Source organism: Pseudomonas sp. AM4(2022) (assembly GCF_036346515.1).
In the GTDB taxonomy this organism is placed as follows: Bacteria; Pseudomonadota; Gammaproteobacteria; order Pseudomonadales; family Pseudomonadaceae; genus Aquipseudomonas; species Aquipseudomonas paracarnis.
The window spans coordinates 88,358-112,572 of record NZ_JAOTNW010000016.1; the positions used below are offsets into that span (position 1 = coordinate 88,358).

At 58.2% G+C, this 24,215-nt stretch carries 21 protein-coding genes; 4 read left to right on the plus strand and 17 right to left on the minus strand.

All coding sequences use genetic code 11. The annotated features are described in order from the left end of the window. The first annotated feature begins 16 nt into the window (after window positions 1-16). Together ODQ19_RS20710 and ODQ19_RS20715 are read left to right on the plus strand one after the other, a co-directional pair. Window positions 17-433: an OsmC family protein gene (locus ODQ19_RS20710; RefSeq protein WP_330211125.1), complete on the plus strand. Its 417-nt coding sequence runs from the start codon at window positions 17-19 to the stop codon at window positions 431-433. Between the two features lie 62 nt (window positions 434-495). Beyond that, the gene (locus ODQ19_RS20715) at window positions 496-1,362 is read left to right on the plus strand and encodes a pirin family protein (RefSeq protein WP_330211117.1); all 867 of its coding nucleotides are present in this window, start codon (window positions 496-498) and stop codon (window positions 1,360-1,362) included. Between the two features lie 98 nt (window positions 1,363-1,460). Here the strand turns inward: ODQ19_RS20715 and ODQ19_RS20720 are convergent, their stop codons facing one another. From ODQ19_RS20720 to ODQ19_RS20735, 4 genes are all read right to left on the minus strand, one after another. Then, on the minus strand, window positions 1,461-2,189 hold the full coding sequence (locus ODQ19_RS20720) for a dienelactone hydrolase family protein (RefSeq protein WP_057711597.1): 729 nt from the start codon (window positions 2,187-2,189) through the stop codon (window positions 1,461-1,463). Window positions 2,190-2,389: 200 nt separating this feature from the next. Then, window positions 2,390-4,294 carry a molecular chaperone HtpG gene (htpG, locus tag ODQ19_RS20725; protein ID WP_014717738.1) on the minus strand — a complete coding sequence of 635 codons (1,905 nt, stop codon included), beginning with the start codon at window positions 4,292-4,294 and terminating at the stop codon, window positions 2,390-2,392. A gap of 89 nt (window positions 4,295-4,383) precedes the next feature. Continuing rightward, on the minus strand, window positions 4,384-4,836 hold the full coding sequence (locus tag ODQ19_RS20730) for a PaaI family thioesterase (protein ID WP_116667538.1): 453 nt from the start codon (window positions 4,834-4,836) through the stop codon (window positions 4,384-4,386). Further along, window positions 4,833-5,309, minus strand: coding sequence for a PaaI family thioesterase (locus ODQ19_RS20735; protein ID WP_330211118.1), 477 nt, complete (start codon window positions 5,307-5,309; stop codon window positions 4,833-4,835). The genes ODQ19_RS20730 and ODQ19_RS20735 overlap by 4 nt, the downstream gene beginning before the upstream one ends. A gap of 156 nt (window positions 5,310-5,465) precedes the next feature. Between ODQ19_RS20735 and ODQ19_RS20740 the strand changes: the two genes are divergently transcribed. After that, complete coding sequence (locus ODQ19_RS20740) at window positions 5,466-5,723, plus strand: hypothetical protein (RefSeq protein ID WP_003190018.1); 258 nt, start codon at window positions 5,466-5,468, stop codon at window positions 5,721-5,723. Window positions 5,724-5,807: 84 nt separating this feature from the next. Here ODQ19_RS20740 and ODQ19_RS20745 read toward each other — a convergent pair whose 3' ends face one another. The 11 genes from ODQ19_RS20745 to sdhC all read right to left on the minus strand — a co-directional run bounded on the left by ODQ19_RS20745 (window position 5,808) and on the right by sdhC (window position 19,925). Then, complete coding sequence (locus ODQ19_RS20745) at window positions 5,808-6,548, minus strand: DUF599 domain-containing protein (protein WP_034135182.1); 741 nt, start codon at window positions 6,546-6,548, stop codon at window positions 5,808-5,810. A 256-nt stretch (window positions 6,549-6,804) separates the two neighbouring features. After that, complete coding sequence (brnQ, locus tag ODQ19_RS20750) at window positions 6,805-8,118, minus strand: branched-chain amino acid transport system II carrier protein (protein WP_330211119.1); 1,314 nt, start codon at window positions 8,116-8,118, stop codon at window positions 6,805-6,807. A 428-nt stretch (window positions 8,119-8,546) separates the two neighbouring features. Next, window positions 8,547-9,428, minus strand: a complete 882-nt coding sequence (gene sucD, locus ODQ19_RS20755) for a succinate--CoA ligase subunit alpha (RefSeq protein WP_003190013.1) — start codon at window positions 9,426-9,428, stop codon at window positions 8,547-8,549. Further along, window positions 9,428-10,594 carry an ADP-forming succinate--CoA ligase subunit beta gene (sucC, locus tag ODQ19_RS20760; protein WP_003190011.1) on the minus strand — a complete coding sequence of 389 codons (1,167 nt, stop codon included), beginning with the start codon at window positions 10,592-10,594 and terminating at the stop codon, window positions 9,428-9,430. Before sucC ends, sucD begins: the two co-directional genes overlap by 1 nt. A 204-nt stretch (window positions 10,595-10,798) precedes the next feature. Further along, on the minus strand, window positions 10,799-12,235 hold the full coding sequence (lpdA, locus tag ODQ19_RS20765) for a dihydrolipoyl dehydrogenase (RefSeq protein ID WP_014717733.1): 1,437 nt from the start codon (window positions 12,233-12,235) through the stop codon (window positions 10,799-10,801). Between the two features lie 99 nt (window positions 12,236-12,334). Beyond that, window positions 12,335-13,558, minus strand: coding sequence for a 2-oxoglutarate dehydrogenase complex dihydrolipoyllysine-residue succinyltransferase (odhB, locus tag ODQ19_RS20770; RefSeq protein ID WP_330211120.1), 1,224 nt, complete (start codon window positions 13,556-13,558; stop codon window positions 12,335-12,337). A 44-nt stretch (window positions 13,559-13,602) separates the two neighbouring features. Beyond that, window positions 13,603-16,434 carry a 2-oxoglutarate dehydrogenase E1 component gene (locus ODQ19_RS20775; RefSeq protein ID WP_034127191.1) on the minus strand — a complete coding sequence of 944 codons (2,832 nt, stop codon included), beginning with the start codon at window positions 16,432-16,434 and terminating at the stop codon, window positions 13,603-13,605. Between the two features lie 262 nt (window positions 16,435-16,696). Further along, window positions 16,697-17,401 (minus strand): succinate dehydrogenase iron-sulfur subunit, encoded by a 705-nt coding sequence (locus ODQ19_RS20780; protein WP_003172807.1) that lies wholly within the window; start codon window positions 17,399-17,401, stop codon window positions 16,697-16,699. An 11-nt stretch (window positions 17,402-17,412) separates the two neighbouring features. After that, window positions 17,413-19,185 carry a succinate dehydrogenase flavoprotein subunit gene (sdhA, locus tag ODQ19_RS20785; protein WP_005786572.1) on the minus strand — a complete coding sequence of 591 codons (1,773 nt, stop codon included), beginning with the start codon at window positions 19,183-19,185 and terminating at the stop codon, window positions 17,413-17,415. Window positions 19,186-19,188: 3 nt separating this feature from the next. Further along, a complete protein-coding gene (gene sdhD, locus ODQ19_RS20790; RefSeq protein WP_003172805.1) occupies window positions 19,189-19,557 on the minus strand; it encodes a succinate dehydrogenase, hydrophobic membrane anchor protein in 369 nt (122 codons plus the stop codon). Beyond that, window positions 19,551-19,925 (minus strand): succinate dehydrogenase, cytochrome b556 subunit, encoded by a 375-nt coding sequence (gene sdhC / locus ODQ19_RS20795; RefSeq protein ID WP_003190005.1) that lies wholly within the window; start codon window positions 19,923-19,925, stop codon window positions 19,551-19,553. The genes sdhD and sdhC overlap by 7 nt, the downstream gene beginning before the upstream one ends. Window positions 19,926-20,290: 365 nt before the next feature. On the opposite strand from sdhC, the gene gltA reads away from it, so the two are divergent. Then, window positions 20,291-21,580 carry a citrate synthase gene (gene gltA / locus ODQ19_RS20800; protein WP_014717728.1) on the plus strand — a complete coding sequence of 430 codons (1,290 nt, stop codon included), beginning with the start codon at window positions 20,291-20,293 and terminating at the stop codon, window positions 21,578-21,580. Between the two features lie 642 nt (window positions 21,581-22,222). Here the strand turns inward: gltA and ODQ19_RS20805 are convergent. Further along, window positions 22,223-23,881, minus strand: a complete 1,659-nt coding sequence (locus tag ODQ19_RS20805) for a cation acetate symporter (protein WP_003190002.1) — start codon at window positions 23,879-23,881, stop codon at window positions 22,223-22,225. Then, window positions 23,878-24,189, minus strand: coding sequence for a DUF485 domain-containing protein (locus tag ODQ19_RS20810; protein WP_003190001.1), 312 nt, complete (start codon window positions 24,187-24,189; stop codon window positions 23,878-23,880). Before ODQ19_RS20810 ends, ODQ19_RS20805 begins: the two co-directional genes overlap by 4 nt. Window positions 24,190-24,215 lie beyond the last annotated feature (26 nt).

The following is a 24,215-nucleotide window of genomic DNA, read 5'->3' on the forward strand; positions in this document are numbered from 1 at the left end:
CCTTACGAGGTTTGCCATGCCTGTTACCGTTAATACGCTGAACGCTGAAAACTTCCGTCACAGTGTGAATATCAATAATCACGAGCTGTTTACCGACCTGCCCAAGAGCCTGGGCGGTGACGATTCAGCGCCCTCCCCCCACGATTATTTCGATGCTGCGCTGGCGTCTTGCAAAGCCTTGACCGTGAGGCTCTACGCGCAGAAAAAAAATATCCCGCTGACCGGCGTGACTGTGGAGGTCACCCACGACAGCGCCGAGGAGCAAAAGGGTAAATACAAGCTCAACGTCAAGCTCACCCTCAAGGGCGTACTCACCGACGCCCAGCGCGATGAACTGCACCGCGTCGCTGATAAGTGCCCGGTACACAAGCTGATGACCACCGCCGAAGTCACTATCGAAACGAAATTGTCGGAAGGCGCCTTCAGCCAATAGCCCAACCTCCCATCGAGCGGGTTATGCTTCATAGCATCTAACCCGCTCAGACTGGGATGCCCATGACCACTCTCACCGTGATTCGCCCTCGCCCCGAAGATGTAGAAGGCCAGCCTATCCTGCGGCCCCTGCCCTCGCGTGAATGCCGCAGCGTCGGGCCCTTTGTGTTTTTCGACCATATGTTGGCGACCCGCTACGCACCGGGTACCGGCATGAATATCCGCCAGCATCCCCACATCGGCCTCTCCACCCTCACCTACCTGTTTGAAGGCGTCTTGCAGCATAAGGACAGCCTTGGCTCGGACCAGGTTGTGCAAGCCGGCGATGTCAGCTGGATGACCGCCGGCAGTGCGATTGCCCACGTCGAGCGCACACCTGAAGCGGTCAAGGCCAGGGGTTTCAACCTGCATGGCCTGCAGGTGTGGCTGGCCTCGCCCAGGGACCACGAGACAGGGCCGGGACACTACAGCCATCACCCCGCGGCGAGCTTGCCGATAAGCGATAACCTCGGCGTGCAGGTGCGTTTGATCGCCGGTGATGGTTTTTGCCTCAGATCACCGGTGCCGGTGCTATCGCCGACGCTGTATGCCGAGGTACAGATGCAAACCGCCACTACCCTGCTGATTCCGGATGAACATGAGGAACGTGCGGTGTATGTGCTGGAGGGTGAGGCGCAATTGGACGGTGAAGCCCTGGAGGTCAACAGCTTGGTGGTATTGCCGACTGGGCAGGAGCTGACCCTGTATGCCGAGAGTGATTGCCACCTGATGGTGTTTGGCGGGGCGCCGCTGGATGGGCCACGGCGGATCAACTGGAATTTTGTGGCGAGCGATCCGGCGGTGATCGAGCAGGCGAGACAGCGTTGGGCGGCTGGGGATTGGCCCACTGTGCCGGGGGAGTCAGAAAGAATCGAGTTGCCTGTTAGATAGCATTCGCGAGCAAGCCCGCTCCCACATTTCGATCTGTGAACGCAGTCAAATGTGGGAGCGGGCTTGCTCGCGAAGAGGCCCGAGCAGGCGCCGAAGCATCAGCCCTTGAACACTTCATCCAACAAGTTATGCATCGACTGGAAAGCCCGTGCAGCGGTCTTGGCGTCGTACATCATCTTGCCTGGCACATTGGCATGGGGGTCGGTAAAGGAATGCACCGCGCCGCCGTAGCTGAGCAACTGCCAATCCACACCCGCCGCGTTCATTTCATCTTCGAATGCCGGCAGTTGCTCTTTGGGCACCAACGGGTCCGAGGCGCCATGCAGCACCAGCACTGACCCCTTGATGTTCTTCGCGTCTGCAGGGTTCGGCGTATCCAGGGTGCCGTGGAACGACACGGCAGCCTTCAGCGGCGCGCCGGTACGGGCCAGTTCCAGGGAACAGCAACCGCCAAAGCAGAAGCCAAAGGTGGCCAGTTTCGACGTGTCCACTGCTGCTTCAGTCTGGCCTTGCAGTTGCTCGAAGGCGGCTTGCATACGCTTGTTCAGCAGTGGGCGATCATTCTTCAACGGCATCATCGCCGCGCCCGCTTCATCGCCATTTGAAGGACGTACGTTTTGCCCGTAGAGGTCGGCAATCAACACCACGTAGCCTTTGCCGGCAACGGCCTTCGCGATCTCTTCAGCCCCCGCACTCACGCCCATCCAGTTCGGCGCCATCAGCAGTCCCGGCAACGGGCCCTTGTGGCTGGCATCGAACGCCAGACGGCTTTCATAAGACTGGCCATCAATCTGATAGACCACGGAACGTACAGTGACTTGGCTCATCATTTTCCCCAATTTAGATGGATTGACGATGCTCCCTGTAGGAGCGAGGGGGACGCCTAGTTCTTGCTCGCGAAAAACGTGAGATCACCGCGTTCATTCAGCATTTGCGCGTTATCGTTGACGTTCTTCGCGAGCAAGCTCGCTCCTACAGTAGAGCCAGAACGAAAAAACCCGCCGAAGCGGGTTTTTCTACATCGGTGTTAAACCGACAATTCAACCAACAGCTTGTTCAGTCGGCGCACATACGCGGCCGGGTCCTTCAAGCTGTCGCCGGCTGCCAGGGCGGCCTGGTCGAAGAGGATGTGCGACAGGTCGCCAAACCGCTCTTCGCTCTGCTCGCCATCGAGTTTCTCGATCAGCGGGTGAGACGGGTTGAATTCGAAGATCGGCTTGGAATCCGGCACTTTCTGGCCGCTGGCTTCGAGGATCTGGCGCATCTGCATGCCCAGGTCCTGCTCGCCGATGGCCAGGATCGCCGGGGAATCGGTCAGGCGGTGGGATACCCGCACCTCACTGACCGCTTCGCCCAAGGAAGCCTTGATGCGCTCAACCAGGCCCTCTTTGGACTTGGCGACTTCTTCGGCTTCTTTCTTCTCTTCTTCGGAGTCCAGGTTCCCCAGGTCCAGGTCACCACGGGCCACGTCGACAAAGGTTTTGCCGTCAAACTCGGTGAGGTAGCTCATCAGCCACTCATCGATACGGTCGGTCAGCAGCAGCACTTCGATGCCTTTCTTGCGGAAGACTTCCAGGTGCGGGCTGTTCTTGACCTGAGCGTAGGTTTCGCCGGTCAGGTAGTAGATCTTGTCCTGACCTTCCTTGGCACGTGCCAGGTAGTCAGCCAGGGACACAACCTGCTCGCCGTCTTCGCCTTGAGTCGAGGCAAAACGCAGCAAACCGGCGATTTTTTCCTTGTTGGCAAAATCTTCTGCCGGGCCTTCTTTCATGACCTGGCCGAAGTTTTTCCAGAAGCTCTTGTATTGCTCAGGCTCGTTCTTCGCCAGTTTTTCCAGCATGTCGAGTACACGCTTGGTCAGCGCCGACTTCATAGAGTCGATGATCGGATCTTTCTGCAGGATTTCCCGCGACACGTTCAGCGACAGGTCGTTGGAGTCGACCACACCTTTGATAAAGCGCAGGTACAGCGGCAGGAAGGATTCAGCCTGGTCCATCACGAACACACGCTGCACGTACAGCTTCAGGCCTTTTGGCGCTTCGCGCTGGTACAGGTCGAACGGAGCACGGGCCGGTACGTAGAGCAGCGAGCTGTATTCGAGCTTGCCTTCAACCTTGTTGTGGCTCCAGCTCAGCGGGTTCTCGTAGTCGTGGCCGATGTGCTTGTAGAACTCCTGGTATTCCTCGTCCTTGATCTCGGTACGCGGACGGGTCCACAGGGCGCTGGCGCGGTTGACGGTTTCCCACTCCACCGCCGGGGCTTCTTCGCCTTCGGCAACGGTCTGTTCCTTGGGCAACTCGATCGGCAACGCGATGTGGTCGGAGTACTTCTTGATGATGTTGCGCAGGCGCCAGCCATCGGCGAATTCGTCTTCACCGGCTTTCAGGTGCAGCACGATGCGCGTGCCACGGTCAGCCTTGTCGATAGTGGCGATTTCAAATTCGCCCTCGCCCTTGGAAGCCCAGTGCACGCCTTCGCTGGCGTCAAGGCCGGCGCGGCGGCTGAATACTTCAACCTTGTCGGCGACGATGAAGGCCGAATAGAAGCCCACGCCGAATTGGCCGATCAGGTGAGAGTCTTTTTTCTGGTCGCCCGACAGGTTCTTCATGAAATCTGCGGTGCCGGATTTGGCGATGGTCCCCAGGTGGGTGATCGCATCGTCACGGCTCATGCCGATACCGTTGTCTTCGAGGGTGACGGTCTTGGCGTCTTTGTCGTAGCTCACACGGATCTTCAGTTCCGCGCCGCCTTCCAGCAACTCAGGCTTGGACAGGGCTTCGAAACGTAATTTATCGACAGCGTCAGAGGCGTTCGAGATCAATTCGCGAAGGAAAATTTCCTTGTTGGAATACAGCGAATGGATCATGAGGTGCAGCAGTTGCTTCACCTCGGTCTGGAAGCCCAGGGTTTCCTTTTGAGTTTCCACACTCATGGTCATCAAACTCCAATTGGATGGCAGTGGCCGCGCCCTTGAGGGTTGGCGGCGGGTTGTCATCAAAGTTGGGGGCTCAGACCAGGATTTCAAGGGCAGGCCAATTCCTCAATTTTGAAATGTGCCCGGCCAGTGGCAATCGGTTCGGCCGGGGTGCTCTGCCAGGCGGTAATCGCCACGTTGGCCACGCGCCGGCCCTGGCGCCATACCTGGCACTTGGCATAGGTGTCCCGAAACTGGCCGGCGCGCAGGTAATCCAGGGAAAAGTCGATGATTTTCGGCAGGCCCGGAGCGCCAGTGAACACCAGCAGGTGCATGGCGGCTGCCAGCTCCATGAAGCCGGCGATCACTCCGCCATGCAGCGCCGGCAATATGGGGTTACCAATGTTGTCCTTGTTGGCCGGCAGCCGAAACAGCAACTCATCCCCCAGGCGGGTGCATTCGATGCCGATCAGCTTGGCATAGGGCACAAGGTCGAGCAGCGCGTCGTAGTTGCCGCAATCAAGGGCTTGCTCCAGGCGGGTCTTGAACCGATGCGTCATGCCTGCTCTCCCTTGATGACAGTGCCCAGCCCTTGCGTGCCTTTGAGGCGCTTGCCCATGCGCATGAACGTGCCCACCACATGGGCGATAGGTTGTTGCGGGTCGTCCTGATAGGCAACGCCACGGGTGAAGATCACGTCGGTAGTCACCCGGTAGCATTGCGCGAAGCCATACACCGGCTTATGGGGTTCGGCGGGATGCATGTAGTCGATACGCAGGTCCAGAGTGGGGCACACCTCGAACTCGGGCAGTACGCACAGGGTCGCCATGCCGCACGCGGTGTCCATCAATGAGGTCAGCGCGCCGCCGTGGATCACCCCGCTCAGGGGGTCACCGACGACATGCGGCCCATAAGGCAGTACGAGGGTCATGCCCTCCTCGCTGGCTTCATGCACCGTCACACCCAGCACCTGGCAATGGCGCAGGGCCCAAACGAAGCGCATGGCACGCTCTAACAAAGGGTTTTCGGTCATTGTTTTAGACTCTTATTAGTGTGAATTCGGCGGATTGGAATGAGTGGGTAAAGTTCCTGTACGAAACATGCTATATATCTGTGAGACATAAGGAACTAATGCTGGCCCCTTGGGTTCGAAAGGCCAGTAGATATCTTCAATAAGGAGAAACACCCCATGCGTAAGACATTAGCTATTTCCATGATGCTGGCCGCTGCTCTCGGTCTGGCTGCCTGCGACAAGAAATCCGAAGACAAAGCCCAAGATGCCGCTGCACACTCTGAGCAAGCACAGCAAGACATGGCTAAAGCACAGGATAAAGTGAACGACGCTGCGAAAGAAAACGCCGAAGCTGCCAAAGCTCAGGCCGAATCGAACGAAGCTGCTGCAAAAGAAGCTGCACCTGCCGCACCTGCAGAACCTGCCAAGCAGTAATCGCAGGGTTTAAAGCTGGATTGCAGCAAAAAGAAAGCCCGCTGACTAAGCGGGCTTTTCTTTGTCTGCGATTTACTGCCAGCGCTACGATGCGCCCTCTTTTGCAGCCTCGACTGCTGGCATATCGGTCGGGGTATACACCATCACCTGCAATACATCGGAATGGAACTCGCGGCGGTACAGCACTAGCACCACCCCGCTACTCATCAACATGAACAACCAGGGGCTGACAAACCAGGCCAGCATGGTCATGCCGAAGTAATACGCGCGCAGGCCAAAGTTGAACTGGTTGGCCGCCATCGAAATCACTCGCGCCGCCCGCAAAGCAAACGCTTTGCGCTCCTGCTCTGACACGTGCCGTTCACCGATCATGGGCGCCGAGCCCACCAGTACCGCCGCGAAGTTGTACTGGCGCATGCACCAACTGAAGGTAAAAAAGGCGTAGACGAACACCAGTGCCAGGCACAGTAATTTGATCTCCGACATGCCCTGGGATGCCTGCTGCACCATGGGAATGTCCGCCAGCAGTGACACTGCGCGTTCCGAAGCCCCCAGCACGGTGAGAATACCGGCGAGGATGATCAAGGTGCTGGAGGCAAAGAACGAGGCATTGCGCTCCAGGTTACCGATCACACTGGCGTCGGCGATACGGTTGTCGCGCAACAGCATGCGGCGCATCCAGTCTTCACGGTACAGGTGCAACACGCTGGCCAGGCACGCCGTGTCCCGGGCTTTCCACGTTGCGTAACGGGTGTAGCCGCCCCAGCAGATAACAAACCAGAGTGCGGCAAGCAGGTGGATCCAATTGGCTTCAACGAACGACATGCGGGTCCTTGTACACAGGATGATAAGGCCGACACGGTCCAAATGTGGGAGCTGGCTTGCCTGCGATAGCGTCTTTGCAGTCACCACCGCGCCAACCGATGTGCCGCCATCGCAGGCAAGCCAGCTCCCACACCGACCGGTGTTTTCAACTTGAGATTTTTGACGCCATCCCCAAAAAAAAGACACTGCCATCGACTCAAAAAAAAAGCCCCGTATCGTTTGATACGGGGCATTTCAGTGCAGTACAAACCGCGTGTTACGCGATGGCTTCGCTGCGCTTGCCCAGCATACGGTCAATCACCACGGCTACCACCAGCGTCATCACCGACGGCACCAGCCACGCCAGGCCTTGTTCGCTCAACGGCAGGTTTACCAGTTGCGTAGGCATCCAACCCGCCAGGCCCGCACCCTTGATTGCGTCGATGCAGCCAAAGATGAACGACACCAGCATCACCGGGCCGACAATACGGCCCTGTTCCTGCCAGAACCCTTTGCAGAAGCTCAAGGCCACCAACACAATGCACGGCGGGTAGATCGCGGTCAGTACCGGGATCGAGAAGGCAATGAGTTTGGTCAAGCCCAGGTTGGACACAAACAGCGAGAACAGTGCCAGGATCACCACCAGGGTCTTGTAGGACAGCGGCAGGATCTTGCTGAAGTACTCGGCGCAGGCACAGGTCAGGCCCACGGCGGTCACCAGGCATGCCAGGGAAATCAGCACGGCGAGGAAACCACTGCCCAGGGAGCCGAACGTGTATTGCACGTAGGCGTGCAGTACCGCCGCGCCATTGCTGGCACCCGCGGCCACGGCATGGCTGCCCGAACCCAGGCGGAACAGGCTGACATATACCAGTGCCAGGCCCACGCCGGCAATCAGCCCGGCAATGATCGCGTAGCGGGTGATCAGCTTGGGCGACTCGACGCCACGGGAGCGGATCGCGTTGACGATCACGATGCCGAACACCAGGGCGCCCAGGGTATCCATGGTCAGATAACCATTGATAAACCCTTGGGAGAACGGCGCGGCAACGTATTCCGGCGTGGCAACCCCCACCTCACCGGCAGGCAAGGCAAATGCAGCGATACCGAGAATAGCCAGGGCGATGATTTTCAGCGGTGCCAGGAAACGGCCCACGGTGTCCAGCAGTCGACCTGGGTACAGCGAGACAAAGAACACCACCAGGAAATACACCGAGCTGTAGAGGAACAGCGCCAACGGGCTTTCACCGGTCAAGGGCGCCAGGCCCACTTCAAACGACACGGTTGCGGTGCGCGGGGTCGCGAACAGCGGGCCCACTGCCAGGTAGGCCGCTGCCGCCAGCAGGCCACCGGCGATCTTGCCAATCGGGCTGCTCAGCGCATCCATGCCACCACCGACCTTGGCCAGGGCGATCACGGTGACCACCGGCAAACCGACCGCGGTGATCAGAAAGCCCAGCGCCGCCATCCAGACATGCGGCCCGGACTGCAAACCAACGATAGGCGGGAAGATGATGTTGCCGGCGCCCACGAACAGGGCAAAGGTCATAAAGCCCAGCGCCAGGATATCCTGGCTTTTCAACACTTTCATTTGAGGAAATACCACACTACTGAATCGGAATTTAGAGAGGGCTTCCCTATGGATGAGGGAAATGCTGCCGGCCCTTGTGGGGACCGACCGGTCTAGCGCGCAGCTTCCTTTTGGGACGCGGACGCATAAAGAGGCGGCTAGAGTACAGAATTAGCCTGACAAACGCACTGTTGCGGGGCGGACTGTCCGATAAGCGACATTCCCATGTCGCATTTTCGTACTTAATTTGCCCATACCGTTTTTTTGTAGGAGCGAGCTTGCTCGCGAAAAACTCACAGGCGCCGCGTTCATTCAGGAAGCGCGCGTTACCGTTGACGTTTTTCGCGAGCAAGCTCGCTCCTACAGAAGGGCCATATCGCAGACACAGAATGCACAAAGGCCACCCGAAGGTGGCCTTTGTGTGGTGAAACGTCAGCTAAGCGCGAGGCTTACTTGACAGCCCAACCGGTCAGCTCGGCCAGGGCCTTGCCGATGTCTGCCAGCGAACGCACGGTTTTCACACCTGCGTCTTGCAGTGCAGCGAATTTCTCGTCTGCAGTGCCTTTGCCGCCAGAGATGATTGCGCCAGCATGGCCCATGCGCTTGCCCGCAGGGGCAGTCACACCAGCGATGTAGGAAACAACCGGCTTGGTCACGTGTGCCTTGATGTAGGCAGCCGCTTCTTCTTCAGCCGAACCGCCGATCTCACCGATCATCACGATCGCTTCGGTCTTCGGGTCTTCCTGGAACAGCTTCAGGATGTCGATGAAGTTGGAGCCTGGGATCGGGTCACCGCCGATGCCGACGCAAGTCGACTGACCGAAACCGGCGTCAGTGGTCTGCTTCACAGCTTCGTAGGTCAGGGTGCCGGAACGGGAAACGATACCGACTTTACCTGGCAAGTGAATGTGACCTGGCATGATGCCGATCTTGCATTCGCCTGGGGTGATCACGCCTGGGCAGTTAGGGCCGATCAGGACTACGCCCAGTTCGTCGCACTTAACTTTAGCGTCCAGCATGTCCAGGGTAGGAATGCCTTCGGTGATGCAGACGATCAGCTTGATGCCGCCGAATGCCGCTTCCAGGATCGAGTCCTTGCAGAAAGGAGCTGGAACGTAGATCACGCTGGCAGTGGCGCCAGTGGCTTCTACTGCTTCTTTCACGGTGTTGAACACGGGCAGGCCCAGGTGCTCGGTGCCGCCTTTGCCTGGTGTTACGCCACCAACCATCTGGGTGCCGTATTCGATGGCTTGCTGGGTGTGGAAACTACCTTGCGAACCGGTAATACCCTGGCAGATAACTTTGGTGTCTTTATTGATCAGGACGCTCATTACTTGCCCTCCGCAGCTTTGACAACTTGTTGAGCAGCGTCGGTCAGGCTGGTAGCCGCGATGATGTTCAAACCGCTTTCTGCCAGTACTTTAGCGCCCAGTTCAGCGTTGTTACCTTCAAGGCGAACAACAACCGGGATTTTAACGCCGACTTCTTTCACTGCACCGATGATGCCTTCGGCAATCATGTCGCAACGAACGATGCCGCCGAAGATGTTGACCAGTACTGCAGCGACGTTGGAGTCGGACAGGATGATCTTGAACGCTTCGGTAACGCGTTCCTTGGTAGCGCCACCACCTACGTCGAGGAAGTTGGCTGGCTTGCCGCCATGCAGGTTGACGATGTCCATGGTACCCATGGCCAGGCCGGCACCGTTGACCATGCAGCCGATGTTACCTTCCAGGGCTACGTAGTTCAGTTCGAACTTGGCAGCGTGCGCTTCGCGCGGATCGTCTTGCGACGGATCGTGGAAAGTCTTCAGCTTAGGCTGACGGTACATGGCGTTGGCGTCGATGTTGATCTTGGCATCGAGGCAGTGCAGATCGCCGTCAGCCTTGATCACCAGCGGGTTCACTTCCAGCAGGGCCAGATCGTGATCCTGGAACAGTTTGGCCAGACCTACGAAGATCTTGGCGAACTGGGCAACTTGCTTGCCTTCCAGGCCCAGCTGGAAAGCCAGTTCACGACCCTGGAATGGCTGAGCGCCAACCAGTGGATCGATAGTGGCCTTCAGAATTTTTTCTGGGGTTTCGTGAGCGATTTTCTCGATGTCCACGCCACCTTCGGTGGAAGCCATGAACACGATGCGACGGCTCGAACGGTCAACGACAGCGCCCAGGTACAGCTCTTTAGCGATATCAGTGCACGATTCAACCAGGATCTTGGTGACTGGTTGGCCATTGGCATCAGTCTGGTAAGTCACCAGACGCTTGCCCAGCCACTGCTGTGCGAAGGCCTTGGCGTCTTCTTTGCTGCGAACCAGCTTGACGCCGCCCGCTTTACCGCGACCACCGGCGTGGACCTGGGCTTTGACAACCCACTCGCTGCCGCCGATTTTGTCGCAAGCTTCTGCTGCTGCTTCCGGGGTGTCTACTGCGTAGCCCTTGGAAACTGGCAGGCCGTATTCAGCGAACAGCTGCTTACCCTGATACTCGTGAAGATTCATGCTTTTTACCGTCTTCGTTAGGTACTGCGCATTCGGCGCTGCGCTCATTATGAGTGCCGCGCCACCTGTGACTGCTGCTTGCGCAACTTGCGGGGCTTATGGCCCGTAAAGCTGCGCAAGGCTGCGTCCAGCGGATATTCCGCGGTGAGTCTTGCGCGCAAGGCTCACGACGGGCAACTCCGCCGTGGTTTCTTATTATCTCGCTTAGCGCTTCTTCTTGTTGGCAATGTGGATGGCGCCGCCATTCACTGCCAACGCAGCTTCATGCAGCGCTTCGGACAGGGTCGGATGGGAGAAGACCATCATGCCCAGATCCTCTGCACTGGTGCCGAACTCCATGCCGATCGCGCCTTGCTGAACCAGTTCTGCAGCGCTTGGGCCAATCACGTGGACGCCCAATACGCGGTCAGTCTTGGCATCAGCGATGACTTTGACAAAACCACCGGTGTCGTTAGCTGCCATGGCACGGCCAGAAGCGGCAAACGGGAAGGTGCCGACGTTAACTTCAACGCCTTCAGCTTTCAACTGCTGTTCGTTCTTGCCGACCCATGCAATTTCCGGGTGGGTGTAGATAACCGATGGGATCAGGTCGTAGTTCATCTGGGTCTTGTGACCCTTGATGCGCTCAACGACCATGATGCCCTCTTCGGAAGCCTTGTGGGCCAGCATCATGCCACGAACCACGTCGCCAATGGCATAGACGCCAGGCACGGTGGTGGCGCAATGATCATCAACGTGGATGAAACCACGCTCGTCGATGTTCACGCCGCTGTCGGAAGCCAGCAGGTCGTTGGTCACTGGGCGGCGGCCCACGGCGACGATCAGCTTGTCGAAGGTGATGGTCTGCTCGCCGTCTTTATCGGTGTAGGTCACTACGACTTCTTCGCCGTTGACCTTGGAACCGGTAACACGGGCGCCGAGCTTGATGTCCAGACCTTGTTTGGTCAGGGTTTTCAGCGCTTCCTTGGACACCGCGGTGTCGGCAGCCAGCAAGAATGTATCCAGGGCTTCCAGCACGGTGACTTGAGCACCCAGGCGGGACCATACCGAACCCAGTTCCAGGCCGATCACGCCGGCGCCGATGACGCCCAGACGCTTAGGCACAGCCTGGAATTCCAGGGCGCCGGTCGAATCAACGATCACGTTGTTATCAACAGGAGCAGGCGGAATGTCGATTGGGCGCGAGCCGGGTGCCAGGATCACGTTTTCGGCTTCGATGACTTCAACCGAACCGTCTGGCTTGGTGACTTCAACTTTCTTGCCGGCCAGCAGCTTGCCGTGGCCTTGAATGGAAGTCACGCCGTTGGCCTTGAACAAGGTGGCAACGCCGGAAGTCAGGCCTTTGACGATGTTGGCTTTACGGCCGACCATTGCTGGTACGTCCATGGTCACGCCAGCATGGTTGATGCCGTGGATCGCGAAGCCGTCTTGGGCTTCGTGGAATTTCCAGGAGCTGTCCAGCAGCGCCTTGGATGGAATGCAACCCACGTTCAGGCAAGTACCGCCCAGCGCCAGTTTGCCTTCCTTGTCGGTGTATTTTTCGATGCAAGCAGTGGAGAGGCCCAGTTGCGCAGCCTTGATGGCGGCAACATAGCCGCCAGGGCCTGCACCAATCACTACAACGTCAAATTTCTGTGTCATGAAAATAGATCCTCTATTTGCGACAAGCTTCTAGCCACACGTTGCAAGCCAAGCTGCTTTTTCCTACAGCTTGTAGCTCGCAACGTGCAACTGCTTCTATCAGATGTCCAGGAGCAGGCGAGCCGGGTCTTCCAGCAGGTTCTTGATGGTCACCAGGAACGTCACGGCTTCTTTACCGTCGATCAGGCGGTGATCGTAAGACAGTGCCAGGTACATCATTGGGCGGATCACGACTTGGCCGTTGATGGCCATCGGACGCTGGATGATGTTGTGCATGCCCAGGATCGCGGCTTGCGGTGGGTTGACGATCGGCGTCGACATCATCGAACCGAAGGTACCACCGTTGGTGATGGTGAAGGTACCGCCGGTCATCTCGTCGATGGTCAGCTTGCCGTCACGGGCTTTCTTGCCGAAGCCAGCGATGCCGCCTTCGATTTCGGCCAGGCTCATCAGCTCGGCGTTACGCAGGACTGGAACCACCAGGCCGCGGTCGCTGGAGACGGCAACACCGATATCCGAGTAGCCGTGGTAAACGATGTCGCCGCCGTCGATGGAAGCGTTGACTGCCGGGAAGCGCTTCAGCGCTTCGGTGGCCGCTTTCACGAAGAACGACATGAAGCCCAGGCGCACGCCGTTGTGGGACTTCTCGAACAGGTCCTTGTACTTCGAACGCAGGGCCATGACTTCGGTCATGTCGACTTCGTTGAAGGTAGTCAGCATCGCCATGTTCGACTGAGCTTCAACCAGGCGCTTGGCTACGGTGGCACGTACGCGAGTCATCGGTACGCGCTTCTCGGTGCGGTCGCCAGCGGCAAACACAGGCGCAGCGGCAGCAGGCGCTGCAGGCTTGGCAGGTGCGGCAGCCGGAGCGTTTTTCTTGGCTTCAACTGCGGCAACCACGTCTTCCTTGGTCACGCGGCCATCTTTGCCAGTGCCCTTGATGGAGGCCAGGTTGATGCCGTTTTCTTCAGCCAGTTGACGCGCAGCCGGTGCAGCGATTGGGTCTTCGCCACCTGCAGCCGGTGCGGCAGGTGCAGAAGCAGCCGGTGCAGCAGCGGCAGGAGCAGGAGCAACGGCAGCGGCGGTGCCCTCTTCGATCGAGCCCAGTACCTGGTTCGACAGAACGGTAGCGCCCTCTTCAGCAACGATTGCGCCCAGCACGCCGTCAGCTTCGGCCAACACTTCCAGAACGACTTTGTCGGTCTCGATGTCGACGATCAGGTCGTCACGCTTGACGGCCTCGCCTGGTTTCTTGTGCCAGGTGGCAACGGTGCCATCGGCAACCGATTCCGGGAATGACGGGGCTTTGATTTCGATAGCCATTATCTGTAGGTCCTTAAAATTCGGTTTCAGTCAGCGCGAAGGCGTTAAACAGTGAAAGCATCTTGCAGCAGTTTTTCCTGCTGCTCGGCGTGCATCGACGCGTAACCACAGGCAGGTGCAGCAGAAGCATCACGGCCGGCGTACTCAAGGACCAAGGCCTTGTTGTGGTTGCCGATGCTGCGACGCAGATGATGCTGGCTGCTGTACCAGGCGCCCTGGTTCATCGGTTCTTCCTGACACCACACCACGTTCGTGAGGTTGGTGTAAGGCGCGATGATCTCCATGAGGTCATCTTCCGGGAACGGATAAAGCTGCTCGATACGCACGATGGCGATGTCTTCGCGGCCTTCGGCACGGCGTTTTTCCAGCAGATCGTAGTAGACCTTGCCGCTGCACAGGATCAGGCGAGTGACCTTGGCGGCGTCCAGCGTATCGATCTCTGGAATCACGGTCTGGAACGAACCTTGGGCCAGATCTTCCAGGGTCGAAACGGCCAGTTTGTGACGCAACAGCGACTTCGGCGTCAGCACCACCAGCGGCTTGCGCAGCGGACGGATCACCTGGCGACGCAGCAAGTGGTAGATCTGGGCCGGGGTCGTCGGCACGCACACCTGAATGTTGTGCTCGGCGCACAGTTGCAGGTAACGCTCCAGACGGGCCGAGGAGTGCTCTGGGCCCTGACCTTCATAACCGTGCGGCAGCAGCATGGTCAGACCGCACAGACGGCCCCACTTGTGCTCGCCGCTGGTGATGAACTGGTCGATAACCACCTGGGCACCGTTGGCGAAGTCGCCGAACTGGGCTTCCCAGATCACCAGCGCGTTTGGCGTGGTGGTCGAGTAACCGTATTCGAACGCCAGTACGGCTTCTTCGGACAGGAACGAATCGTACAGGTCGAAACGTGGCTGGCCTTCGTACAAGTTCTGCAACGGGATATAGGTGCCCGCGTCTTTCTGGTTGTGCAATACAGCATGACGGTGCGAGAACGTACCGCGGCCGATGTCCTGGCCGGTCATGCGGATCGGGTGACCTTCGAACGCCAGGGTCGCGTACGCCATGGTTTCGGCGTAACCCCAGTTGATCGGCAGGCCACCGGCTTGCATCTTCTGACGGTCTTCGTAGATCTTCGCAACTTGGCGCTGTACGACGAAGCCTTCGGGAATTTCCAGCAACTTGGCGGACAGTTCCTGCAACGTCTTCAAATCGAACGAGGTATCGTGACGGGCAGTCCAGGTGTGGCCCAGGTAGGGGCGCCAGTCAACGAACAATTCTTTGTTCGGTTCCTTGACCAGGCTTTTCACTACATGCAGGCCATTGTCCAGCGCGTTGCGGTATTCGTCGACTTTCGCCTGAACACGCGCATCGTCAACCACGCCGGCCTTGGTCAGGCTTTCGGCGTACAGCTCACGGGTGGTGCGCTGCTTGGTGATCTGCTGGTACATCAACGGCTGGGTGCCGCTTGGCTCGTCCGCTTCGTTGTGACCGCGACGGCGGTAGCAAACCAGGTCGATGACCACGTCACGCTTGAACTGCATGCGGTAATCGACTGCCAGCTGGGTCACGAACAACACGGCTTCCGGATCATCGCCATTCACATGGAGGATCGGCGCCTGGATCATCTTGGCAACGTCGGTGGCGTACTCGGTGGAGCGCGCGTCCAACGGGTTGCTGATGGTGAAGCCCACTTGGTTGTTGATGACGATGTGAACGGTACCACCGGTCTTGAAGCCGCGAGTCTGCGACATCTGGAACGTTTCCAGGACCACGCCTTGGCCGGCGAACGCCGCGTCACCGTGGATGGAAATCGGCAGCACTTTCTCACCGGTGGCGTCGTTACGACGATCCTGGCGAGCACGTACCGAACCCTCGACCACTGGCGAAACGATTTCCAGGTGGGAGGGGTTGAATGCCATGGCCAGGTGAACTTCACCGCCGGTGGTCATCACGTTGGACGAGAAGCCCTGGTGGTATTTAACGTCACCGGAACCCAGCTCGACCTTCTTCTTGCCTTCGAACTCGTCGAACAGCTCACGCGGGTTCTTGCCGAAGGTGTTGACCAACACGTTCAGGCGACCACGGTGAGCCATGCCGATCACGATTTCCTTGGTGCCATAGGAACCGGAACGCTGGATCAGTTCGTCGAGCATCGGAATCAGGCTTTCGCCGCCTTCCAGGCCGAAACGCTTGGTGCCTGGGTATTTGGTGCCCAGGTATTTCTCGAGGCCTTCGGCCGCGGTCACACGCTCCAGCAGGTGGCCGCGCACATCGGCGGACAATACCGGACGGCCACGCACGCCTTCCAGGCGGTGCTGGAACCACTGGCGCTGCTCGGAATCGGTGATGTGCGTAAATTCAGCGCCGATGGTGCGGCAATATGTCTGCTGCAACGCTTCGTGAATTTCGCGTAGGCTCGCTTCCTCTTTGCCGATGAACAGGTCGCCGGCACGGAAGGTCGTATCAAGATCGGCATTGGTCAAGCCGTAATGATTGATCGACAGGTCTGCAGGTGCAGGACGCTGCCACAGCCCCAGCGGGTCAAGCTGGGCTGCCTGGTGGCCACGCATACGGTAGGCCTGGATCAGTCGCAGTACTTCAACTTGCTTCTTCTCATGCTCACTGCTCACGCTGCCGGCGGAAACCGGTTGGGCGCGGCGCTGGTTCTTTGCCAGCAGCACGAACTGATCGCGAATTGTTGCGTGCGATACATCGGTGGCAGCGTTGCCGTCTGAAGACAACGTCTGAAATTTGGTGCGCCATTCTTCTGGCACAGCGTTAGGGTCGTGCAGGTAGAGCTCATAAAGCTCTTCCACATAGGCAGCGTTACCACCTGAAAGATAGCCGCTGTTCCACATGCGCTGCATCACGCTTTCTTGCATGCTTGGTCACCCTCGATTTGGGGACACCACCGGCGAAAACACCGAGTTTGCTTGCAAAAGGCCAAGTGCAGCGACCAAAACAAGCCACTTAGGATCACGCTGATAGTTCGGGTACCAACCCGAATGCCCCTGCTTGTCTCATTTCTTCAAAATAAGAGCCGCGGCTTTGTAAGTCGCTGCTCAAGTTAAAACTACGGCGCCGGTTGAAGCCTGCGCCGCAGCATTTACGGGCACAACGGTCCTGCTTTTACTACAACGTCAGTTACACGCCGCTCTGCAGCAGCATGTTACGGATGTGACCAATGGCCTTAGTCGGGTTCAGGCCTTTAGGACATACGTTGACGCAGTTCATGATCCCGCGGCAGCGGAATACGCTGAACGGGTCATCCAGCGAAGCCAGACGCTCGGACGTCTTGGTGTCACGGCTGTCTGCCAGGAAGCGGTAGGCTTGCAGCAGCGCAGCTGGACCCAGGAACTTGTCCGGGTTCCACCAGAAGGACGGGCAGGATGTCGAGCAGCAAGCGCACAGGATGCACTCGTACAGGCCATCGAGCTTTTCACGCTCTTCCGGGGACTGCAGACGCTCGATGGCCGGAGCCGGCGTGTCGTTCTGCAGGAATGGCTTAACTTTCTCGTATTGCTTGTAGAAGATGCTCATATCGACGACCAGGTCACGGATAACCGGCAAACCTGGCAGGGGACGAACGATCAGCTTGTTGCCTTTGACCACGGCGGACAGCGGCGTGATGCACGCCAGGCCGTTTTTGCCGTTGATGTTCATGCCGTCGGAACCGCATACACCTTCACGGCAAGAGCGACGATAGGAGAAACCCTCGTCCTGCTCTTTGATCAGTGCCAGTACATCCAGCACCATCAGGTCTTTACCACCGGTATCGACCTGGAACTCCTGCATGAACGGCGCAGCGTCCTGATCAGGGTTGTAGCGATAAACACTGACTTTCAACATGGCAGCCACCCTTAGTAAGTCCGAATCTTCGGTTCAAACGTCGGCACCGTCTTCGGCGAGAAGTTCACGGCACGCTTGGTTACGCGCTTGTCACCCGGGAAGTACAGGGTGTGGCACAACCAGTTTTCGTCGTCGCGATCTTCAAAGTCTTCACGAGCGTGAGCACCACGGGATTCTTTACGAACCTCGGCGGCGATCGCCGTCGCTTCAGCCACTTCCAGCAGGTTTTGCAGCTCAAGGGCTTCGATACGAGCGGTGTTGAACGCCTGGCTCTTATCGTTGATCTTGACGTTGGCGATGCGCTTGCGCAGGTCAGCCAGTTGGGCAATACCCTTCTGCATGTATTCGCCGGTACGGAACACACCGAAGTAGTTCTGCATGCAGTTTTGCAGCTCGCGACGCAGGGTTGCTACGTCTTCGCCATCCGTGCGCTCGTTCAGAGCGTTCAAGCGCGCCAGGGCCGCTTCGATGTTGGCGTCGGTGGCGTCATCGTACTCGATGCCGTCAGTCAGCGCCTTTTCCAGGTGCAGGCCGGCCGCGCGACCGAATACCACCAGGTCGAGCAACGAGTTGCCGCCCAGACGGTTGGCACCGTGAACCGATACACAAGCCACTTCACCTACCGCGAACAGACCATGGATGATCTCGTCCACGCCTTCGGCATTCTGGGTGATCGCCTGGCCGTGAATGTTGGTCGGTACGCCGCCCATCATATAGTGGCAGGTCGGAACAACCGGAACCGGAGCAACTACCGGGTCAACGTGGGCAAAGGTCTTGGACAGCTCGCAGATACCAGGCAGGCGGCTGTGCAGCACTTCTTCACCGAGGTGATCGAGTTTCAGCAGTACGTGGTCACCATTCGGGCCACAGCCGTTACCGGCGATGATCTCTTTAACCATCGAACGGGCCACAACGTCACGGCCAGCCAAATCTTTGGCGTTCGGAGCATAACGCTCCATGAAACGCTCGCCGTGCTTGTTGATCAGGTAACCACCTTCACCACGGCAACCTTCGGTCACCAGTACACCGGCGCCGGCGATGCCGGTCGGGTGGAACTGCCACATCTCGATGTCTTGTACCGGTACGCCAGCACGCAGGGCCATGCCGACGCCGTCACCGGTGTTGATCAGGGCATTGGTGGTAGAAGCGTAGATACGACCTGCACCACCGGTCGCCAGGACTGTAGCTTTGGCGCGGATGTAAGTGGTTTCACCGGTTTCGATGCAGATGGCGATCACGCCGACGAACTCGCCCTTGCCGTTCTTCACCAGGTCAACCGCGTAGTACTCGTTCAGGAACGTGGTACCGGCTTTCAGGTTGCCTTGGTAAAGGGTATGCAGCAGCGCGTGACCGGTACGGTCGGACGCAGCGCAAGTACGGGCAGCCTGCCCGCCTTTACCGTAATCCTTCGACTGGCCGCCGAATGGACGCTGGTAGATACGGCCTTGCTCGGTACGGGAGAACGGCAGACCCATGTGGTCCAGCTCGAACACCGCGGCCGGGCCTTCCTGACACATGTATTCGATAGCGTCCTGGTCACCGATATAGTCGGAACCCTTGACGGTATCGTACATGTGCCAGCGCCAGTCATCGTTCGGGTCAGCGGAGGCGATGGCGCAGGTGATGCCACCCTGGGCCGATACGGTATGGGAACGCGTCGGGAACACCTTGGTGATCACGGCAGTCTTGTGACCGCCCTGGGCCAGCTGCAGCGCAGCGCGCATGCCAGCACCGCCGCCACCAATAATGATGGCGTCGAATGAAATAGTTGGAATGTTAGCCATGAATCAGATACCCCAAAGAATCTGCACACCCCAGACGAAGTAAGCGAACATCGCGACGCCGCATACTGCCTGGAAGAGGAAACGTACTGCAGTCGCGGACTTGCCCAGCGCCATCGGCGTCAGGTAGTCAGTCGCGATGGTCCACATGCCAACCCAGGCGTGAGCGCCCAGGGCTACAAGGGCCAGCAGACTGAAGATTCGCATCGCATTGTGGGAAAACAGGCCGTGCCATTGCTCATAGCCGATGCCCGGGTTTGCGACGAGGTATCCGATCAGGAAAATGAAATAAGCCGCGAGAACGACCGCAGACACACGCTGTGCCATCCAGTCATAGAGGCCCGAACGCGACAGATTCGTTACGCTGGTTACCATATCCAAACTCCTGCCAGAACGATCAGCACCACGGAAATGGCGATGATGATTTTCGAGCCCAGGCGGCCGCCTTCCAGCGTCTCACCGATGCCCATGTCCATGATCAAGTGGCGCACACCGGCTACCAGGTGATACAGAAGAGAGGACAGGAGGCCCCATGCTACGAACTTGGCCAGCGGGCTGGTCAAGCATGCCTTCACCTCGGCATATCCTTCCTCGGAACCCAGGGATTTGCTCAATGCATAAAGCATGATGCCCAAGCCCAGGAACAGGATGATGCCGGAAACACGGTGCAGGAACGACGTAACGCCGGTGATGGGGAGTTTGATGGTCCTTAGGTCTAGGTTTACAGGTCGTTGGCTATTCACGGCTTTTTTTCACACTGAAGAGCCCCTAACAATCAGGGCAAAGTTGTTGGGGAGTGCGACTGGTCAGGTAAGCACCACCCAGGGAGTGCGACCCCCAATGAAAGCAAGCCCAAAAGCCCTTGGCGGTCGGTGGCCGAGTATAGACAGTTAGGTTACTAATGACAACGCGCACACCTCACCCTAATAGCTGATTGCGCTGGCGGGATAAAAGGCGTAAATGGCAGTCAATTTCGACGAAAAAGTACGGTTAAAGCCTTCTGGCGCAAGACTTTAGGCAAATTGACATCTGGATTTATATCAATATAGTGGTGCGGGCCCTGCGTGGGGGGTCTGTCTGATGATTTGAAGCATAAATAGGAGGCCACATGGCTGACAAAAAAGCGCAGTTGATCATCGAGGGCGCAGCCCCCGTCGAGCTGCCCATTTTAACCGGCACCGTTGGTCCCGATGTTATCGACGTACGGGGCCTGACGGCCACGGGCCGTTTTACTTTCGACCCAGGCTTCATGTCGACCGCTTCCTGCGAGTCGAAGATCACCTATATCGATGGTGATAATGGCATTCTGCTTCATCGCGGCTACCCGATCGAGCAACTGGCTGAAAAGTCGGACTACCTGGAAACCTGCTACCTGCTGCTAAATGGCGAATTGCCAACAGCCGAGCAGAAAGCCCAGTTCGTCAGCACCGTGAAGAACCACACCATGGTTCACGAGCAGTTGAAGACCTTCTTCAACGGCTTCCGTCGCGACGCCCACCCGATGGCCGTCATGTGCGGTGTAGTGGGCGCCCTGTCGGCCTTCTATCACGACTCCCTGGACATCAATAACCCGCAGCATCGCGAAATTTCCGCGATCCGCCTGGTTGCCAAGATGCCTACCCTGGCCGCAATGGTTTACAAGTACTCCATGGGCCAACCCATGATGTACCCGCGCAACGACCTGACGTACGCGGAAAATTTCCTGCACATGATGTTCAACACCCCGTGCGAGATCAAACCGATAAGCCCGGTGCTCGCCAAGGCCATGGACCGGATCTTCATCCTCCACGCCGACCACGAGCAGAACGCTTCTACCTCTACCGTGCGCCTGGCGGGCTCTTCGGGTGCCAACCCGTTCGCCTGTATTGCCGCCGGCATCGCCGCACTGTGGGGCCCTGCCCACGGCGGTGCGAACGAAGCCGTATTGACCATGCTCGATGAAATCGGCGATGTGTCCAACATCGACACCTTCATCGCCAAGGCCAAGGACAAGAACGACCCGTTCAAGTTGATGGGCTTCGGTCACCGGGTCTACAAGAACCGCGACCCGCGCGCTACCGTCATGAAGCAGACCTGCGACGAAGTGTTGAAGGAACTGGGCATCAAGAACGATCCGCAACTCGAACTGGCCATGCGCCTGGAAGAGATCGCCCTGACCGACCCGTACTTCATCGAACGCTCGCTGTACCCGAACGTCGACTTCTACTCGGGGATCATCCTCAAGGCGATCGGCATTCCAACCAGCATGTTCACCGTGATCTTCGCCCTGGCGCGGACCGTGGGCTGGATCTCCCACTGGAAAGAAATGCTCTCCAGCCCGTACAAGATTGGCCGCCCGCGCCAGCTGTACACCGGCTACGAGTCGCGTGACATCACCAAGCTGGAAGATCGCAAGTAAGCACTTAACTGCTTGTTTGTCATGAGAGCGGCCTCCCTTAGTGGAGGCCGTTTTTGTTTGTGTGGCCTGATCTACCGCCATCGCAGGCAAGCCAGCTCCCACAGTCGATCGGGTTCACACAGTCAACCTGTGGGAGCCGGGCTTGCCCGCGATGAGCATAGGTATCTACACAACTTCGGCACGACGCTAAATCTGTGGCGAGGGAGCTTGCTCCCGTGACGGCCTGGCAGTCAACACTGATATAACTGATACCCCGCGATCCAATGTGGGAGCTGGCTTGCCTGCGAAAGCGGCCTGAAAGCCGACCAGAATCTCAGATCAGGCCGCGTACATATCCGTTCCTGCGGTAATGGCTGCTATTGGTTCCGCTTTTACAGCGGGTCACTTTTGAAAAGAGCCCAAAAGTAACCAAAAGGCTCTTGCCCCACCACTCGGCACCTCGCTTAGGCTCGGTGTGCCCGTAATCCGCCAGTGATTTGGGGGGCCGCCTAAGATCAAAAGCAGATCAAGAGCGGCTCGCTTCGCATCGTGGTTACCGTTGAGCTTACAGAGTTATGTAGATACCTATGCCGCGATGAGGCCAGCCCAGGCAAAAAAATACCCCGGCCTTGCGACCGGGGTATCTCTTATGCAGCTGACGACTTAGTGATTAACCGCCCCACTCGCCCCCAGGCCAGTCTGCGAACGCACAAACTGTGGGAAGTACAGCGCACGCTCTTTCTCTGCCGCCGCCGACTTGTCGGTGATGGAGAAGAACCAGATGCCGACGAACGCAATGATCATCGAGAACAGCGCCGGGTACTCGTACGGGAAGATCGCCTTTTCATGGTGCAGGATCGACACCCAGATGGTCGGACCGAGGATCATCAGGCCCACGGCGCTGATCAAGCCCAGCCAGCCGCCAATCATGGCGCCACGGGTGGTGAGGTTTTTCCAGTACATGGAAAGCAGCAGCACCGGGAAGTTACAGCTGGCGGCGATGGAGAACGCCAGGCCGACCATGAACGCGATGTTCTGGCTTTCGAACAGGATACCCAGGCCGATGGCCAATACACCCAAGGCTACGGTAGTGATCTTCGACACGCGAATCTCATCTTTCTCGTTGGCCTTGCCCTTCTTGATCACGCTGGCATACAGGTCATGGGACACCGCCGAAGCACCCGCCAGGGTCAAGCCGGCAACCACTGCCAGGATGGTGGCAAACGCCACGGCCGAGATGAAGCCCAGGAAGATACTGCCACCCACCGCGTTGGCCAGGTGCACCGCCGCCATGTTATTACCACCGAGCAAGGCGCCCGCTGCATCCTTGAACGCCGGGTTGGTGCTGACCAAAAGGATCGCGCCGAAGCCGATGATGAAGGTCAGGATATAGAAGTAGCCGATGAAGCCGGTAGCGTACAGCACGCTCTTACGCGCTTCCTTGGCGTCGCTCACCGTGAAGAAGCGCATCAGGATGTGCGGCAGGCCAGCGGTACCGAACATCAGTGCCAGGCCCAGGGAGAATGCCGAGATCGGGTCTTTCACCAGGCCGCCTGGGCTCATGATCGCCTCACCTTTGGGGTGAACCTTGATCGCCTCGGAGAACAGCATGTTGAAGTCAAAGTTGACGTGCTTCATCACCATCAGCGCCATGAACGAGGCACCGGACAGCAACAGCACCGCCTTGATGATCTGCACCCAGGTGGTCGCCAACATGCCGCCGAACAGCACGTACATGCACATCAGGATACCCACCAGGATCACCGCCACATGGTAATCAAGGCCAAACAGCAGCTGGATCAGCTTGCCCGCGCCGACCATCTGCGCGATCAGGTAGAACGCCACCACCACCAGCGAGCCACAGGCCGACAGGCTGCGGATCTGGGTTTGCCCCAGGCGATAGGACGCCACGTCGGCAAAGGTGTATTTGCCCAGGTTACGCAAGCGCTCGGCGATCAGGAACAGAATGATCGGCCAGCCCACAAGGAAGCCGATCGAGTAGATCAAGCCGTCGTAGCCGGAGGTGAACACCAGCGCGGAAATCCCCAGAAAGGACGCCGCCGACATGTAGTCACCGGCAATCGCCAGACCGTTCTGAAAACCGGTGATCTTACCGCCCGCCGCATAGTAGTCCGCCGCCGATTTGTTGCGCTTGGACGCCCAGTAAGTGATGCACAGGGTGGCGCCGACAAACGCGACGAACATCACAATGGCCGAGATGTTCAGCGGTTGCTTGTGCACTTCACCGGTCAATGCGTCCGCCGCCCAAACGGCCGGAGCCAACAACGAAGCACCGAATAGAGCCAATAGACGCCGGATCATTGCGCAGCCTCCTTGAGAATCGCATTGTTCAGGTCGTCAAATTCGCCGTTGGCCCGACGCACATAGATGCCGGTGAGAATGAAGGCCGACACAATCAGCCCGACGCCCAGAGGAATGCCCCAGGTAATCGAGGAACCAGGGCTGATCTTGGCCCCCAGTACTTGTGGCCCGTAGGCGATCAACAGGATGAAAGCGGAGTAAAGCCCAAGCATGATCGCCGAGAGAATCCAGGCGAACCTTTCCCTTTTCCTGACCAGCTCCTTGAAACGCGGGCTGTTTTGAATCGAGAGGTAAATGCTGTCGTTCATTGTTTTTATCCTCGCAGCACAGCTTT